This window comes from Olleya sediminilitoris (genome assembly GCF_016785945.1).
GTDB lineage: Bacteria > Bacteroidota > Bacteroidia > Flavobacteriales > Flavobacteriaceae > Olleya > Olleya sediminilitoris.
On sequence record NZ_JAEMEF010000001.1, the window covers coordinates 78,137 to 97,249 of the forward strand.

12 protein-coding genes are annotated in these 19,113 nt (G+C 31.7%); 5 read left to right on the plus strand and 7 right to left on the minus strand.

The genetic code is table 11. The features are described from left to right. Positions 1-235: 235 nt before the first annotated feature. Positions 236-2,479 (minus strand): patatin-like phospholipase family protein, encoded by a 2,244-nt coding sequence (locus tag JAO71_RS00375; RefSeq protein ID WP_116823616.1) that lies wholly within the window; start codon positions 2,477-2,479, stop codon positions 236-238. Continuing rightward, a complete protein-coding gene (gene uvrC / locus JAO71_RS00380; protein WP_202998420.1) occupies positions 2,476-4,269 on the minus strand; it encodes an excinuclease ABC subunit UvrC in 1,794 nt (597 codons plus the stop codon). Before uvrC ends, JAO71_RS00375 begins: the two co-directional genes overlap by 4 nt. Before the next feature lie 148 nt (positions 4,270-4,417). Between uvrC and JAO71_RS00385 the strand changes: the two genes are divergently transcribed. The 4 genes from JAO71_RS00385 to JAO71_RS00400 are packed head-to-tail and all read left to right on the plus strand — an operon-like array spanning position 4,418 to position 7,262. Beyond that, positions 4,418-4,840 carry an ATP-dependent zinc protease family protein gene (locus JAO71_RS00385; protein WP_028291606.1) on the plus strand — a complete coding sequence of 141 codons (423 nt, stop codon included), beginning with the start codon at positions 4,418-4,420 and terminating at the stop codon, positions 4,838-4,840. Between the two features lie 2 nt (positions 4,841-4,842). Continuing rightward, the gene (gene rimK / locus JAO71_RS00390) at positions 4,843-5,721 is read left to right on the plus strand and encodes a 30S ribosomal protein S6--L-glutamate ligase (protein WP_028291605.1); all 879 of its coding nucleotides are present in this window, start codon (positions 4,843-4,845) and stop codon (positions 5,719-5,721) included. 2 nt (positions 5,722-5,723) lie between these two features. Then, positions 5,724-6,692 carry a succinylglutamate desuccinylase/aspartoacylase family protein gene (locus JAO71_RS00395; protein ID WP_028291604.1) on the plus strand — a complete coding sequence of 323 codons (969 nt, stop codon included), beginning with the start codon at positions 5,724-5,726 and terminating at the stop codon, positions 6,690-6,692. Between the two features lie 6 nt (positions 6,693-6,698). Beyond that, a complete protein-coding gene (locus JAO71_RS00400) occupies positions 6,699-7,262 on the plus strand; it encodes a 5-formyltetrahydrofolate cyclo-ligase (protein WP_202998421.1) in 564 nt (187 codons plus the stop codon). Here JAO71_RS00400 and JAO71_RS00405 read toward each other — a convergent pair. The 4 genes from JAO71_RS00405 to ileS form a co-directional block, all read right to left on the minus strand. Continuing rightward, positions 7,259-7,885 (minus strand): lipoprotein signal peptidase, encoded by a 627-nt coding sequence (locus JAO71_RS00405; protein WP_028607578.1) that lies wholly within the window; start codon positions 7,883-7,885, stop codon positions 7,259-7,261. The two genes, JAO71_RS00400 and JAO71_RS00405, sit on opposite strands and share 4 nt — an antisense overlap. A 67-nt stretch (positions 7,886-7,952) precedes the next feature. Next, positions 7,953-8,576: a hypothetical protein gene (locus JAO71_RS00410; RefSeq protein ID WP_116823620.1), complete on the minus strand. Its 624-nt coding sequence runs from the start codon at positions 8,574-8,576 to the stop codon at positions 7,953-7,955. A gap of 105 nt (positions 8,577-8,681) precedes the next feature. Then, positions 8,682-9,065 (minus strand): TraR/DksA family transcriptional regulator, encoded by a 384-nt coding sequence (locus JAO71_RS00415; protein WP_028291600.1) that lies wholly within the window; start codon positions 9,063-9,065, stop codon positions 8,682-8,684. Between the two features lie 4 nt (positions 9,066-9,069). Then, positions 9,070-12,474, minus strand: a complete 3,405-nt coding sequence (ileS, locus tag JAO71_RS00420) for an isoleucine--tRNA ligase (protein WP_202998422.1) — start codon at positions 12,472-12,474, stop codon at positions 9,070-9,072. 59 nt (positions 12,475-12,533) lie between these two features. On the opposite strand from ileS, the gene JAO71_RS00425 reads away from it, so the two are divergent. Further along, positions 12,534-12,683: a hypothetical protein gene (locus JAO71_RS00425; RefSeq protein WP_202998423.1), complete on the plus strand. Its 150-nt coding sequence runs from the start codon at positions 12,534-12,536 to the stop codon at positions 12,681-12,683. A gap of 366 nt (positions 12,684-13,049) precedes the next feature. Here the strand turns inward: JAO71_RS00425 and JAO71_RS00430 are convergent, their stop codons facing one another. After that, complete coding sequence (locus tag JAO71_RS00430) at positions 13,050-18,764, minus strand: GEVED domain-containing protein (protein ID WP_202998424.1); 5,715 nt, start codon at positions 18,762-18,764, stop codon at positions 13,050-13,052. Positions 18,765-19,113: the final 349 nt, after the last annotated feature.

Genomic DNA, 19,113 nt, shown 5'->3' on the forward strand with positions numbered 1-19,113 from the left:
AAGAATTTTAAATGAGATAATAAATCGCTCCAAATTGTCTTCATAATCTAACAAATATCGTAAATTTTTACGAGTATAGAAAAGGTTTTAACTTTGTTTACTAGTCCATTCGTCTTGCCCTGCGTTAAGGGTAGTAATGGCATCCTTTTTTTGCTTCCATATAAGGCAAAAAAAGATATAATGGATAACCTGATTACCTGTAATACCCTAAAAGTATTACAGGTAAAACGCCCAATTAAAACCAATACCCTAAATTAAAAAACCAATAACTTTGTTTGGTATCTGGTGAGTATGAGTATTTAGCCTCGATTGGACCAAGAAAAGACTCTAATGAATAACCTAAAGCAAATCCTGAATAATCTGGTAACGAAAACCAATCTGTTGAATCAAACATCCTATCTTCAACGTTTGCAAAATTTGCCGAAAATATCAAATGGTTTTTTGGCAGGAAATGATAATCTAAATCTATCCTTGATTTTAAATATGAATCTGCTGATATACTTAAAAAATCATAGCCATAAAATGGTTTAAAATTATTGATAAAATTATTTCCGTATCCTCCTAAAACAAAATCTAAAAATTGGTTGGCTTTTGGGTTTATTTTAAACCCTCCGTCTGTGGTAATATTTAGAGACAATTTATCTGTTGCTTTGAAAGCGTAACCTAGCTCTGCCTTTAGGATTGTAAAAGGAGAGAATGAGCTTGAAAAATCTGTTGAATACAGATAATAGTTTCCTTCTGCAGAGAAAAACATCCCGTTGGTTGGAAAGTACTTACTGTCATAGGTATCAAACTTTAAGGCTCCGAACAGACTGACGTAATTACTGTTTTCAAAAACGGTTTCGGTTTGATTATCTGAGGATAGAATGGTTTCTGTTGTTACTTTTAACTTTTTATGCTCAACACCTAATGATAATGCTAAGTCATTACGAAACAGGGTTTGTACATAAAATTGGGTGTTAAAATCTGAGAGCTCAGCATCTATTTTGTTTAATCCTGACGATAAACTTTCAGTAGGTGTTAAAAAAGCGTCTGCAACAACACCTTGATTAAACTCGTTATACCTTGATTTTAAACCGACACTCCAATAAATACCTTTATCGATAAAATAATCAAAATTATATCTTACATGGTCACCAATAATTAAATCTAAGGAAGCGACATCGTTTTTTAGTAAAAATCTGTTTTTTGTGATGTTTGCTAAAATGGCACTTTTGTATAGATCATCATAATGCAATCCTAGCTTTAAAAATGTTGTTTTTTTAGTTTCGGTAACTTTTGTGACTAACTTATAAGCATTGCCTTGTTCTGGTTTAAGCTCGTAAAAAAAGCTGTCAAAATTATTAGTACCAACAATATTATTTGTGCCTTCAAATAAATCTTTATATGCTATTTTACTGTATGGTCTGATTTTAAGCTTACCTAAAATATAGGATCTTGTGTACCTTTCCATACCATGTGTTTCTATATAATTTATTTGTAAACTATCTGGTGTGTTTGCTACATGTTTTTTAGATGGCTTAGTATGTTGCTTAGATTGTAATTGCTTTAAGTCTTCAATATTCTGCATTGCTGCTTTAAGACCATTTTCTATAATTTGACGACCATCATCAAAGGATACAACTGTAAATTTAGTGATATCTGGTTTGATATAAATATCAGTCTTTTTAGACTTTTTTTTCATATCATTGATGGTTCTAAAATTATTTATTTGAAATAAAATTTGAGGTGCCGAAGACAGATCTGTACGATTAGCTAATCCATCTTGGACATCTACACCAATAATTACATCTACGCCTTTTTCTTTTAATTCTTTTAATGGATAATTATTTACTACTCCTCCATCTATTAATAAATCCTCGTCAATTTCTACTGGCTTAAACAACGAAGGAAAGGTTCCGCTTGCCCTAACTGCTTGTGGTAAATTACCTTCGTCTAAAATTACTTGTTGACCTGTTTCTACGTTTGTTGCAATACAGAAAAAAGGGATAGGTAATTTAGAAAAATCATTTTGGTCACTAACATGCAGCATTAACTTAGTTAATAAGTTAAATATGTTTTGACCTTTAGACAATGCAGATGGAAGTTTTACTTTTAAATGATCAAAAGGGAGCGTTATTGCATAGCGCTCTGAAATTTCTCTTTCATAAGTTGATTTAGCTGATCTTGGTATATTATCGCTAATAAGATCGTCAAAATTAACTGTTTTAAAAATCGAATCTAATTGCTTTCCTGAATAGCCCGAAGCATATAAAGACCCTATGATTGCTCCCATACTTGTACCTGCAACATAATCTACTTTTATATCTAAACTATCTATAACTTTTAGCACACCTATGTGAGCAAAACCTTTAGCTCCACCACCACTTAATACCAATCCTACTTTAGGGTTTACTGGTATACTGTCCATTTTTTGCTGTGCATTAATTGTGTTAAATACAGTCAAACAGATTACAATAATTATTAGGTATTGTTTCATTCTTTATGATAATAATTATAAATTTTAGAGGCTTTGGATACACCAACAACATCTTCTAATTCGTCAATTTTAGCATTTGAAATACGTTTTGCGGATTTAAATACTTTTAATAATTGTACTATTGTTTTTTCTCCAATACCAGGAATAGTTTCCATTTCTGTATTTAATGCTTGTTTACTTCGCCTGTTACGATGATGCTCTATACCAAATCTATGGGCTTCATTACGTAATTGCTGAACGATTTTAAGAGTCTCGGATTTTTTATCTAAATATAAAGGAATTGGATCCTCTGGGTAAAACAATTCTTCTAATCTTTTAGCAATACCTATAATGGCTATTTTACCTCTTAAATCTAATGCGTCTAAACTTTTTAAAGCAGAGGACAACTGTCCTTTACCTCCATCAATAATGATTAATTGTGGTAAGGGTTGGTTTTCTTCAAGTAATCTTTTATAACGTCTAAAAACAACTTCTTCCATAGATGCAAAATCATCTGGACCTTCAACTGTTTTTATATTAAAATGACGATAGTCTTTTTTACTTGGCTTACCGTTTTTAAACACAACACAAGCTGCAACTGGATTTGTACCTTGAATGTTTGAATTATCAAAACACTCAATATGTCTAGGCTCTTCACTTAAACGTAAATCTTGTTTCATTTGTGCCATTATACGATTGGCATGTCTATCTGGATCTGTTATTTTTACTTGTTTAAAACGCTCGAGTCTGTAATATTTAGCGTTTCTTATGGATAAATCTAAAATATGCTTTTTATCTCCTAACTGAGGGACTGTAACTTTAATATCTTCTCCAATATTAACTTTAAAAGGCACAAATATTTCTTTTGAGTTAGAGTTAAATCGCGCTCTTATTTCTATTATCGCTAATTCTAGAAGCTCTTTGTCTGTTTCATCTAACTTCTTTTTAATTTCTAGAGTATGAGATCTTATTATAGAGCCATAAGAAAGTTGCAAAAAATTAATGTATCCATGACCAGCATCACTGACAATAGAAAACACATCTACATTACTAATTTTAGGATTAACTATGGTAGATTTTGCTTGATAGTTCTCTAAAACTTCAATTTTTTCTTTTATTCGCTGTGCTTCCTCAAATTCTAAATTTTCAGCAAACTGTTTCATTTGCAACCTAAATTGCCCTAAAGAGTCTTTAAAGTTTCCTTTTAATAGTTCTCTAATAGCTTTAATGTTTTCGTCATAAGATGCTTCTGTTTGGTAATCTTCACATGGACCTTTACAGTTTCCTAAATGATACTCTAAACAAACCTTATATTTACCTGATTCTATTTTGCTTTGTGATAAGTCAAAATTACAGGTTCTAAGCTGGTATAAACCACGTATTAAATCCAATAAAGTATAAACAGTTTTTACACTAGTATATGGTCCAAAATATTCGCTTCCATCTTTTATGTATTTTCTAGTTTGGAAGACTCTTGGAAAACGTTCTTTTTTAATACAAATCCATGGGTAACTTTTATCATCTTTTAATAAGACATTATATCTAGGCTTGTGTTTTTTTATCAGGTTGTTTTCTAGCAGTAAAGCATCTGTTTCTGTCTTGACAACAATGTGCTTCATACTAGCAATGCGCTTTACTAAGACTCTAGTTTTTCCGTTATCATGATTTTTAGTAAAATAAGAACTTACACGTTTTTTTAGGTTTTTAGCTTTTCCTACGTATATTATAGTGCCTTCAGCATCAAAGTATTGATAAACACCAGGAGAATCTGGTAAAGTTTTTAGTTGTATATCAAGTGGTGTTTGGCTCATTATAACATTAAAAATCTATTGTAATTTAAAGTTAACCAAAGGTAATTATTTAAAAACAACTATCCCTTTTTACCATAAATTTTAACCTAAAAATAAAATTATAATATTGACTTATTCATTACCTTGCATCTCTTTTTAAACCTAAAAAATGACTAAAAAAACACTAGGTAGAACGGACAAAATCGACTTCCCAAACTTAGATTTATTTGAAGTAGATTGTAAAATAGACACTGGTGCGTACACCTCTGCCATACACTGCTCAAAAGTAGCTGTAAAAGACGATGGTTTGCACTGTACTTTTTACAGTAAAGGCCACCCAAATTTTAATAGCAAAACCAAAGTTTTTAAGGACTATACTTTTACAGATGTAAAAAGTAGCAATGGTTTTGTAGAAAACCGATACAAAATAAAAACTGATGTTGTATTTTTTGGTAAAACATTCAAGATTAACTTAACTTTAAGCACAAGAGACGATATGAGATTTCCGGTTTTAATTGGAAGACAATTTTTAAAACGTAAATTTCTAGTCGATGTAGACATACTAAACCAATCCTTTAACCATAATAACTAACAATGAACATTGTAATTTTATCCAGAAATGCTAATTTATACTCTACAGATCGCTTAGTAGAAGAAGGCGAAAAAAGAGGTCATAAAATTGAAATAATAGATCCTTTAAAATGTGATATTATTATTGAAAAAGAAAAACCTTCTATTTACTACAAAGATCGATATTTAGATTACGTTGATGCCATTATACCACGTATTGGAGCTTCAGTTACATTTTATGGCTGTGCTGTTGTTAGACAATTTGAAATGATGAATGTCTTTACCACTGCATCTTCTGACGCTATTTTACGATCAAGAGACAAACTAAAAAGCTTGCAACGTCTTAGTAAAGCCGGAATAGGAATGCCAAAAACGGTATTTACTAATTATTCTAGAGATGTTGAGGAAGTTATTGAACATGTTGGAGGTGTACCTGTTATTATAAAATTACTTGAAGGAACACAAGGTCTAGGTGTTGTTTTAGCAGAATCTAAAAATGCTGCCGAATCTGTTTTAGAAGCCTTTAATGGTCTTGAGGCTAGAGTAATTGTTCAAGAATTTATTGCCGAAGCTAAAGGTGCAGATTTACGTGCTTTAGTTGTTGACGGAAACGTTGTTGGCGCAATGAAACGTCAAGGTAAAGAAGGCGAATTTAGATCCAATTTACATCGTGGTGGAAATGCTGAAATTATTAAATTAAGTGAAGCAGAATTGTTAGTTGCTCAAAAAGCTTCAAAAGCCTTAAAACTTCCTGTTTGCGGTGTGGATATGTTACAATCTGAAAGAGGTCCTTTATTATTAGAAGTAAACTCTAGTCCTGGATTAGAAGGTATTGAGAATGCTACCGGAAAAAACATTGCCAAAAGCATTATGACTTATATAGAAAGAAATTACAAGTATTAAGTATGAATAATAACGACGTTTTAGAAATTTTAGGTGAAACTATCAAACCTGGACAAAGTGCAGAAGTTAGTTTTAACGTTGCCAAATTACATACAAGGACACCTGTAGATGTACCTATAATTATTGAACGCTCAAAAAAACCAGGACCTACAGTATTGTTTACTGCTGGTATCCATGGTGATGAAATTAACGGAACAGAAATTGTCCGTCAATTAATATCTAAAGGCATTAATAAACCCAAAATTGGAACCACTATTTGCATACCAGTTCTAAATATATTTGGTTTTATAAACATGGAACGTGCTTTTCCTGATGGACGCGATTTAAATCGTGTGTTTCCAGGACATAAAAATGGATCTTTAGCTAGTCGTGTTGCTTACGAATTAATTAATGAAGTTATACCTCATGTAGATTTTATAGTAGATTTTCATACTGGTGGAGCTTTACGTTTTAATGCACCACAAATACGAATTGAACAAGGCAACGAAGATGATGATGTAATGGCTGAAATTTTTGGAGCACCATTTATATTGTACTCGAAAAATCTAAATAAATCTTTTAGAAATGCCTGCAATAAATTAGGCAAACCTATTTTACTTTATGAAGGTGGAAAATCGTTTTATCTAGATAATACTGTAACTAACACAGGTGTTAATGGCGCAAAACGCATACTAAACCACTTTGGTATGTTGCGTCGTCAATTTAAAGTGTCAGAACCTAAAAAAGAATGTGTAAAAATTACTGATAGTTCTTGGCTTAGAGCTAAACATTCTGGAATGTTTAAAGCAACAGTTAAATTAGGTGTAGAAGTTAATGTTGGTGACGATATTGGCAATATTACAGATCCTTATGGTAAGTTTAATCATTTTGTCAAATCAAAACATGCTGGTTATGTCATTAACATCAATCAAGCTCCAATTGTATATCAAGGTGATGCTTTGTTTCATGTGTCTACAGAAGTTTTAACATAAATAACAATGAAAAAAGCTAAATTAAGACCACATTATAAAGCTTTAAGAAGCCAATTAACTACAGATCAAATTGATGATTTTAGCATGGCTATTGCTAACCAATTAATAGGCTTACCCATTTGGAATCATAGTTTTTACCACTTGTTTTTAACCATTGAAACACAGCAGGAAATTAACACCGATTTTATACTAAACATCTTATCTGGAAAAGATAAAAATATTGTCATTTCTAAAAGTGATTTTAAAACTAATACTCTGGATAATTTTTTATTAACAGATAACACAACACTTAAACTTAACGCTTATAACATACCCGAACCAGTCGATGGAATTGAAATTGCAGATTCTAAAATTGAAGTTGTTTTTATTCCGTTGTTAGCATTTGATTTAAAAGGAAATCGAGTTGGATACGGAAAAGGATTTTACGATAATTTTCTAGCTAAATGCAAACCGGAAACCTTAAAAATAGGTTTGTCTTTTTTTGAAGCAGAAACAACCATTGAAGATGCTTTTGAAGGCGACATCCCATTAGATATGTGTGTCACACCAAAACAGGTTTATACATTTTAAGCGTCTTCTTTTTTAGGAAACGCCTTACCATTAAAAAATATTAATATCCCAAAACCTATACTTATAGCTACATCTGCGATATTAAAAACAGGTTCAAAAAACGTAAAGTAATCTCCTCCAATTACTGGTATCCATTCTGGAAGGTAACCTTTCCATAAAGGCAGATATAACATATCTACAACTTTACCATGCAGTAGACTGTCATAACCTTCAGGTGGTAAAAAACTAGCGACTTGAGACAAACTATCATCAAATAAAACTCCATAAAATATAGAATCTAATATATTACCTAAGGCACCTGAAAAAATAAATACAAGGGCTAAAACTAACGTTTTTGATTGTTCTTTTTTAATTGTGTTAACCAACCAATAACCAATACCAACTATAGCAAACACCCTAAAAACTGTCAAACATAATTTAGCTGTACGATCTGAAATAAAAGGAAGAATATCGCTAAGTTTAGTACCCCAAGCCATACCACTATTTTCAATAAAATATATTTTAAACCAGTTAAACACTGTATAATCTTCACCTAAAACAAAGTGAGTCTTAACGTATATTTTACTTATCTGATCAATAAGCAAAATTGAAATAATTAAAAGAGAGGCTTTTTTTAAATTCATAAATAATAGGACACTTAAACTAATTAAGTGTTGTAAAAGTTAGCTAGTTAACATGACAAAAATAGACTTAATTTTTGGTTTTAGAGACATGGATGTTTCCATTAATAGAATGGCAGTTAATATTAAACTTTTCGTATTTAAATTGATTTAATTGCACAACTCCAGTTTTACTAAACGCTGTAACCTCTGCATTATTGGTCTGAACTGTAATATTACCGTCAATAGTATTAATAGTTGCATTACCTAAAAATTGTTTTAGACTGCATTCACCTTGATTAGACTCTACAAACACATAATTGTATTCTCCTACAACATGTACAGATGCTATATCACTTTTAATATCCAAAATCATATGTTTTGGCACTGAAAGATCATACTCAACAGACAAAACTTTATGCGCACTTAACTTATCGTTATTATTTTTAAACAATGGTTGATAAGCTGAATTTATAAACAAAGTTTCAGATGAAATACTGTCCAAAATCACTAAATGCTGTGCGTTTTCACCTTCTATTCTAGCTTTTAAGCTTAAGGTTTTAGAAGAACTATTTTTGACATTAATTTTAAATACACCTTCAGCAGAAATATTCACCGTTTTAACTGCTGTAGCTTCCCATGTTTTTTCTTTGCTTATTTGAGCATATAAAAAACTAGTAAACAATAAAAGTGATAGTGTTATTTTAAGTTTCAAAAAAATCTTGTATTTATTATAAACACAAAACGCTTCAAATTAATTTGAAGCGTTTTGTTTAGTGATTGCCTTATTATAAAGCATTATTATGACTGTTATGCAACCTTATTTTTGCATGTTTTTGGCTTCTATACTTAACGTTGCATGTGGTACTAACTCTAAACGTTTTGGGTTTATAAGTTTACCTGTTACACGACAAATACCGTAGGTTTTGTTTTCAATTCTAATTAAGGCATTTTTTAAATCACGTATAAACTTTTCTTGTCTGATTGCTAAAGCTGAGTTTGACTCTTTACTCATGGTCTCACTACCTTCATCAAACGCTTTAAACGTTGGCGATGTATCATCTGTACCATTATTATGGTCGTTAACATAGGCACTTTTAATTAACTCTAAATCGTGCTTAGCTTTTTCAATTTTATCTTGAATTAGCGTTTTAAATTCTGCTAATTCTTTATCAGAATATCTTTCGTTTATATCTGTTGCCATAATTTTAGTTTTTTTGAATAAATAGTTTGGTATTTACATCATCAAAAGCAATTTCTATACCACTATTTAATTGATTAATAATTTTTAAATCATCCGTTAAGGTTTCTGCCTTAATATAATTTAAATTAGCTTGTACTGCTTGCACAATATTTTGGTCTTCTTGAAGCTGTACCGTAATTCTGTCGGTTACTTCAAATCCTGAATCTTTACGCAAGTTTTGAATACGGTTTACTAGCTCTCTAGCAATACCTTCTTCTTTTAATTCTGGACTTATAGTCACATCTAAAGCAACCGTAACATTACCTTCGTTTGCAACTAACCATCCTTCAATATCTTGAGATGTAATTTCTACATCACCACGTTGTAATGTAATACTTTTTCCGTTACAATCGACATCAATCTCGCCTTTTTGTTCAACAACTTTGATATCTTCAGCAGTCATTTTATTTATGGCTCCTGCTATAACTTTCATGTCTTTACCAAAACGTGGTCCTAATGCTTTAAAATTAGGTTTAATTTGTTTTACTAATATATCTGATGCATCAGCTAGCAATTCAATTTCTTTAATATTAACCTCGTGCTTAATAAGGTCTGATACTGCTAAAATTTCTTCTTTTTGTTGTTCTGACTCCACAGGTATCATAATTTTCTGCAAAGGCTGACGTACTTTTATTTTTTCTTTAGCTCTTAACGATAATACTAATGAAGATATTGTTTGCGCATTCTCCATTTTACGTTCCAGTGACTTATCTACAATAGTTTCATCATATTTTGGAAACTCAGCCAAATGTACACTCTCAAATGCTTCTGATTGTGTTGTTTTCGTTAAGTCTATGTAAAGTTTATCCATGAAAAACGGAGCAATTGGAGCACCTAATTTTGCAATGGTCAACAAACAAGTGTATAATGTTTGGTAAGCTGAGATCTTATCTGTCTGATAATCGCCTTTCCAGAAACGTCTTCTACTTAATCTTACAAACCAATTACTTAAATAATCTTGTGTAAAATCTGAAATAGCACGTGCTGCTTTAGTAGGCTCGTATTCGGCATAATATTCATCTACTTTTTGGATTAACGTATGTAACTCTGATAAAATCCAACGGTCTAATTCTGGTCGATCAGCCAGTGGAATTTCCGCTTCAACGTATGTAAATTTATCTAAATTTGTGTATAAGCTGAAGAATGAATACGTGTTATATAATGTCCCGAAAAACTTACGTTTTACTTCTTCAATACCTTCTAAATCAAATTTTAAGTTATCCCATGGATTGGCATTAGCAATCATGTACCAACGTGTTGCGTCTGGCCCATATGTTTCTAAAGTTTCAAAAGGATCTGTAGCATTACCTAAACGCTTAGACATTTTTTGTCCATTTTTATCTAGTACTAATCCATTTGATACTACATTTTTATAGGCAACCGAGTCAAATACCATAGTTGCTATGGCGTGTAATGTATAAAACCAACCTCTAGTTTGGTCTACACCTTCTGCTATAAAATCTGCAGGAAAGGCTTTATTATCATCAATTTTATCTTTATTTTCAAATGGATAGTGCCATTGTGCATAAGGCATTGATCCAGAATCAAACCATACGTCAATTAAGTCACTTTCACGATGCATTGGTTGTCCATTTGGAGAGACTAATACAATATCATCAACAATATTTTTATGTAAATCTAACTTTGCATAGTTTTCTTCAGAATTATTACCAACTTCAAAGTCTTCAAAAATATCTTTAGCTAAAACGCCTGCAGAAACTGCTTTTTGCATTTCAGCTTTAAGCTCTTCAACAGATCCTACACATATTTCTTCTTTTCCATCTTCTGTTCTCCAGATAGGTAATGGAATTCCCCAATATCTAGATCTTGATAAGTTCCAGTCATTAGCGTTTGCTAGCCAGTTACCAAAACGACCTGTACCTGTAGATTTAGGTTTCCAGTTAATGGTGTCATTATTAGCCACCATTTTATCTTTAACATCAGTCACTTTAATAAACCAAGAATCTAATGGATAGTATAAAATTGGCTTATCTGTACGCCAGCAATGTGGATAGCTGTGTTTATATTTTTCAACCTTAAAGGCTTTATTTTCTTCTTTTAACTTAATCGCTAACTCAACATCTATTGAGCGTTCTGGAGCTTCACCTTCAGTATAATATTCGTTTTTAACGTATTTACCACCAAATTCACCCATTTCTGGTCTAAACTTACCTTGTAAATCAACTAAAGGCACTAAATTACCATTATCGTCTTTTACCAATAATGGAGGTATTTCTGGAGTCGCTTGCTTAGAAACCAAAGCATCATCTGCACCAAATGTTGGAGCTGTGTGTACTATACCTGTACCATCTTCAGTAGTAACAAAATCACCAGCAATTACCCTAAATGCATCTTGGGGATTGTCATTTGGTAATGCGTATTGTAATAATTGTTCGTATTTAATACCAACTAGGTCGTTACCTTTAAATTCTTTTACAACATAGTATGGTATTTTTTTATCACCATCTTTATAGTCTAATAATTCTGGTTTAGTTTCTACTCTATTAAATTTCCCATCAAATTGCTTATTAACTAGCGCTTTTGCTAAAACAACATTGATTGGTTTGAATGTGTATTGATTATAAGTTTCGACTAAAACATAGTCAATTTTAGGACCAACCGTTAATGCTGTATTACTTGGTAAAGTCCAAGGTGTTGTTGTCCAAGCTATAAAATGAATATCACCTTCGTTTTGTAAAAAATCTGGCAACGTGTTTTCAATTGCTTTAAACTGAGCAACTACTGTAGTATCTGTTACGTCTTGGTATGCACCTGGTTGATTAACCTCATGTGAGCTTAATCCTGTACCAGCTTTTGGAGAATACGGTTGAATAGTATACCCTTTGTACATTAGCTTTTTAGAGTAAATTTGCTTTAAAAGCCACCAAACGGTTTCCATGTATTTAGGCTCATAGGTTACATATGGATCATCCATATCTACCCAATATCCCATTTTTTGAGTCAGATCATTCCATACATCTGTGTAACGCATTACTGCTTTACGACAAGCTGCATTATAATCCTCTACCGAAATTGTTTTACCTATATCTTCTTTGGTAATACCTAGTTCTTTTTCTACACCAAGCTCTATTGGCAATCCATGCGTATCCCAACCTGCTTTACGCTTAACTTGAAACCCTTTCATGGTTTTGTAACGCGGAAAAATATCTTTTATAGCGCGTGCTAAAACGTGATGTACACCTGGTAAACCGTTAGCTGAAGGTGGTCCTTCAAAAAACACGTAAGGTTCTGCGTCTTCACGAGTTGTTACACTTTTTTCAAAGATGTTATTGTCTTTCCAATATTTAAGAATTTCTTCTGCTACGTTTGGTAAGTTAAGTCCTTTATATTCAGTGAATCCTGTGCTCATTTTTTCAAATTTCGTTATAGACTCGCGAAATTAATGAATTCTGTTTAAAACTCTGTTTTTTGAGCACAAAAAAAGCTCCAACACTAATGTATTGGAGCTTTAAAAAGTATTGTAATTATATTTTCATTAATTTTTTAGACACTATTGTTTTATTGCCTTCTAATATTGAAACAAATACACACCATTATTTAACTGACTTAATTGATTAAATGTCAAACTATTTTGATCTGTATTTAATGCTACTAAAGCTATGTTTGTAAAATCAGAATAAGCTTTGTTTCCTGAAGTGTTATTAGTGAATATGACATTCTCAATTTATTGAACATCAGCCTTATGACTATTAGACGCACAATAAGATTGACAAATAACACTTACTTGTGTTGTATAATTAGTACTTGATTCTAATATCTAAAAAACAGCTTAATTGTTAATATTTAAAACCTTTCAATTTTGTACTACATTTGACAAGTTACCTTTAAAATTATCTAATAGTAACTCACTATTAGCAACTATACTAAAACCCTGAAAACCACTGTATATTTTCATTTAAATTAATTTGAAATATAATGGGGTGATTATTCAATTATAATTTTCTTGTTTACTACAGTATCATCATCAATTTTTAAAACTATAACATACATACCTGTACTAGTATTATTTAATCTAATACCATTTTGTAAATCCGCAGCTTTTACATCTTGTAGCTGAAGTATTTTTTGTCCTAATGAATTAAAAACAGTTAAGCTCTTAAGATCTTGATCTAATTGTTTTACAAACAACTTACCCTCATTAGAACTGAAATAAACAATTGCATTATCACTAATATTAAAGTGATCGTTACTTAAGGTTTCGGCTTGCTGAAACACAATATCAAATCTATCTGAAAATTCTCCTTGTTGAGATGTAAAATCATATCCTTGATCTTGTGTCAAGTCAAAATAGGTTCCTGTAAAATTGTCTAATAAAAATACTGGTTGATCTGATGGAAAATCTACAAACTCTGTTGCTTTAATATTATAAACGCCATTACCATCTGCTATAAAATTCAAATCCACTACCTTATCTGGTGTTATATCCGAATAAGCTTGAAGTACCATTTTATGTGTCTCTAAAACCATTAATAAATCATTACTAAAAGTTTCATATGCTTTTGCATCGTATCCGTAATCAAAATCATCCTGTGTAATATTACTAAAACCCATTACAATTTCTCTTCCTAAACCATCAGCAGTAGTTAATTGAAGTCTCATTTTTTTGATGATATCTTCTGACGTAGTCGATGATGTTGTATTTATGTCAGTATTTTGAGATTGTCTAAAAAAGACCGTTTCATTAGCTGCTTCGGTTTTAAATACACGTTGCGAATTTAAAAACTTAACATCACCATCGTTAACAATTTCTACCACAAAACCTTGAGCTACTGGTAAAAATGTTGTTGGTGTTTTTGTTCCTTCAGCAGCTCCACCACCACTTTCAGTTGAATCTCCATTTAAACCGATAAATTGATATGCTTTAACACCTGCAAGATTATTTACTGTTGCGTAACCTCCTTGATATTGATTTAAAACATGCGTATCTCCAGCCCATTGTTCCCATAAATAAACTTCGCCACTAATAACAGCACTATTATCTGCAATAAATGATGCTACACTTATTGCTGAAGGATAAGGATTACCTAATACTGAAGTTGTTCTTGTTGATCCTCCTATCGAACCTGGTCCTCCTGAGTCTGTAGCACTGATTACAACCGTTCCGTTATTTGGCTTTCCTTCAAATAAATATTGAAAATCTGCAGTACCGACTCCAACACCTTTATGAATATAACCAAATCCTGTTGGTATGTCATCTGTTTCGCTAATATTTAACCAATTATAATATGAAAACCCATTTTGATAAGTGTATGTCCAATACGTACTTAAACTACCTACTTGATCATAACTTGTGGTAAACGGTATTGCTATTCCAGAACCATCTTTTAACATATCTAAATTAAAAGGAGTGTTATTAGGGTTAGTTGTTGTTGTATTATTATCTACAATAGAAGTTGCTCCTAAAGCACCTACTGGTGTTCCCCAATAATTATATCTGTATTTATTAGCGTACCCTTCTTGTCTTCTTAAAATCTTTCCTAGTGATCCTGTTACTAAATCACTAGTTATAGATTGAATTAATTGTGAATCACTTGGTAAATCTAATGTTCCGTTTAACTCTAAATACCATGAGTTATCCACAAAATTATCTCCTGACAAGCTTAGCGTTTTATTGGATTGAATTACTAAACCTAAATTAGTATGTGATGCAGTTGTTGAAATATTATTATTAATTTCTACAATACTCCAGTCTTTATTATTAGCCACAATATCTATATCCCAAACATTACCATATTGCCAATTTGAACTTGTTGTCCAAGGTCCATCCTGAATGGTTTTGTAAGGTAAAGGAGCCGTTTGAAAATAAATATCTTTGATATTATATAATTTAGCTCCTGTAACTTGATCTATTGTTGGTGTTACTTTATTATCAGTTATATCGTCTTTATAACTATCCATTTTATAATAACGCACTAAATTAGACCCAATAGCATTTGTTGATATATCTTTAGGAATTATTTTTCCTTGATTAAAACTTTGATTTTCGTCTAACTCTTGATAAACCGTACGCTGTACTTCTTCTTCAGTTAATGCAATATTAAACACTCTAACCTCATCAATTTCTCCATGGAAATAATTACCATCAACATTAGATAATTTCCCGATAGTAAAGTTTGAAGCATCAGAATTAACACCTCCAGAACCTAATGGTGCTCCTTGAGCTTCACCATTTACGTATAAAATTGTTTCAGATCCGTTTGTAGTAGCTGACAAATGCACCCAAATATTATTTGTTACAATATCTGACGATGTCAACACTACACCTCCATTTAATACAACAGAAACAGAGTTATCTGCATCATTAACCATTAAGTAAAAATTACTTTGCCCAGCAACAACTCTATTATTATTTAACGTATTATCTCCTTCAGACTTAATCCAAGCCATAATTGAAGCATTTCCACTTGAAATAACATTATTATCTTCTACATAATCATTACGTCCGTCAAAAAACAAACTAAATGAATCATTTAAATCTAAAGGAGAACCATAAACACTATTATTAGTATCAAAAGCATCTAATAACCCATCATTATCAACATCTGAATTACCGTCAACTATACCATCATTATTAGTATCTAAGCTCGCATATATACTATAACTGATATCACTTCCATTTGAAGTATCGTTACTAGCATCATTACTATCTATGTCTAAGTAATTAGGTATACCATCACCATCAGAATCTAAAGGAATATCATAACTAAATGTACCATGATCTGAATCAAAAGCACCATCTACATCATTGTCATTATTATCAACAATAGGTAATAAACCATCTCCATCTTGATTATCTTGTGTATTATTTATTACCGTATCTTGATAATCTGATCCATCTCCGACACCATCTCCATTTACATCAACATCTCCTTGTCCATTATATTCAACACTATCAAAAACTCCGTCATTATCACTATCCAAATCTATGTGATTAGGTATTCCGTCTCCGTCACTATCTAAAGGTGTTAATCCTTCATAAGCATCATGCATCCCATTTCCGTTAGCATCTATCCATGGGTTTGTTGTATCATTAAATACTGTAGCGTCAAAATTATCATCTATGTAACCTAATTCTACTACATTTGGTATCCCATCATTATCATTATCTAAGTCGATAAGATCTGCAACACCATCTCCATCTAAATCACAAAGTGTTTGCTTAACAAAAATATCATCAATTGCTAAATCATTACCCTGACCTCCTAATTGAGAATTTGTTAAAACCACTGTAAATTGAGAAACAGGACTGGTAAAACTTGCAGAAACCTCTACCCAATCACCTGCAGGTGTTGTAGGATCAATAAGACCTGAAGACTCTGTAGCTAATAAATTACCCGAAGTATCATATATAGCAATCGTTACTTCTGGCTTATTTCTAGTATTAACTGAAGGAGCGTCTATCCTATCTAAATTAATAGCATAAAATCCAAATTGAATTGGAACACCTACAGTAACACCAGAAATATCTTGACTGTAAAAAACACCTGGATCTTCAGCTGCATTAAAAATAGCCATTCTACCATTAACATCACCTACAGTATGATCATCACCTGCATACCAAAAATCTTCAGCCCAATCAGAAACGTCAACATCTATACCCTCTGTAATTCCATTATTATTTGTTACTGTATGATGTACTGTGTAATCTCCATCATTTACACTTGTTGGGTTATAAGTAGCTGGACATGATCCTGAACCATCCTCATAACAATAAGTAGTACTTACTCCTGAGTAATTCCCATTAATCTGAATGCGGTTTGTACCTGCGCCAAAAGTTTCATTTAAAAATATAAGATCTGTAGTTGTAACATTAGAAGAGCTATTACATGATATAGATTCATATGAATCGGATAAACCATCATTATCATCATCTATATCTACGTTATCAGGAACACCATCACCATCAGTATCAGGAAATGTTTGTGCGCCTTCACCTTGAACAGTAAATGTAAAAGGGTTTTCATCAACATCATTTGATAAAACTGAAACTTCTGCTGTATATGAAGCTATTGAATCTGGATTAAAAGCGATTGTAAAAGAAGTAGACTCTCCAGGCATTAATGTTGTTAATGATGGCTGACTACCAACAGTAAACTCAACAGAACCAACAACACTCACATAAGGAGCTTGTAAAATTAAATCTGCAACACCTGTATTCTGAATATCAAAAGTTCTAGTTGTTGCTCCTGAATTGATATCATAGACACCAAAATAAGTGAAATTATCAGTTGTAGTAGTGGTTGTGCCAGAAATAATATTTACACCATTTCCAGACACTACTATTTCTTGTTCTGTAAGGTTATTTTGAATATTTATGGTATAATCCTCAAATTCACCTGAGGCATAATTAATATCGCAAGAACTAAAACTGGTTCTAACATCACTAACTACTAATACTCTCATTCTAGTATCACCAAAATACAATCCAGAAGGAACATCAATACTAATTGGTACTGTTATATTTCCATTTCCAAAAACATCAAACTCAAATTCTTCACCAGCATCATCAAATTGACCATTATGATTAAAGTCAACCCAAACAAACACCTTTTCATCATTAGAGTTTCCACTAACATTTACGGACACAGCACCTGCTACAGTTGAACCTTCAGTTACATAAGCACTCTCGGATGTATAATCTTGAGTACCGCCTCCTGTTCCTGTAGAAGAATTATCAATACCTTGAAAACTAACGTTAGTTATGTAATAAGTATTCCAATTTCCAACCCTATTTGGATTACAATAAACAATAGAAGCAGCTGCATTTACAGTAATATTTACTGTTCCTGAATCACAAGTTCCAAATTGGTTACATAATTGATAAGTAAAACTATCTGTACCTGAGAAATTAGCGTTAGGCAAATATTGAAACACACCATCGGTTCCAGTTTCTGTTACAATACCATTTGAAGCTCCTGTCATTAAACTATAATCATCCGCGTCTCCTCCTAAAGTACCTACATAATCATTTGAACCTACATCAACTTGATTATTGACTCCTGCAGTGCTATTTTCTTCAACAGATAAAGCATCATTTTGCACTACGGGAGTTGTTGATACTTGTGTAATATTTAAAGTATAATCCTCTACATCTCCTCTGTATGTATTAGTAAAATCACAACCATTAGCAGATAAAACAGCTCCATTACCACCACAAGTTGTACAATATGCAGCCTGTATTCTTAATTTAGCAATACCAGTGCTTGCACTAGCTGCTATTACAAAACTACCGGTTACCTGATGTGTATTGTTGTTATTTTGCCCAAAATTATTACTAAAAACTTGAGTATAATTACCATTATTATTATAATCTATCCAAATTCTAATTTGCACATCACCCCAAGTATTTCCTCCTTTATAATTATTAATGGAGAAATTATATGTATCACCAGCTGTAACATCTATAGATTGAGTTGTATAATCTGTATATCTAGTAGTATTATTAGTATTATTAATAACTGAACTATTATCTCCAGCTAATGTTACATTTGAGATATAATGACCATTCCAATCAACAAGATCGTTACCTCCTAAGTTATTAATATCGTAATTACATTGTGCGAGACTTTTCGTAAAAGCTAGCAACAACAAAACTACTAATACGTACTTTATGTGAAATTTGTTAATCTGTAATTCCATAATAAAAATTTTAAAGGGAGAATATTAAAAATGAGTCTTTTACAAAAATAAATTATATCTTATGTTTAAAGCTTCTGAAGGTAAAGCAACAAATGAAAACCGATGAAATACATTTAAATCGGTTAAAATAAGGTGTTTGAAAAGTTTTTTTTGAAATAAGAAATTTAAACCCCATAACTTTAAGCTTAACATAATATATTAATTATTAATATTTACACTTTCTATAAAAGCTATGAGGGACAGTTTTTAGTATAAAAGCAGTATATCTACGACAAAGATGCTTCGTTGGTTTTAAAAAACCACAATTGTTCGATAGAATGTAAATTAATTTCGTTGAGTGAACACTTAT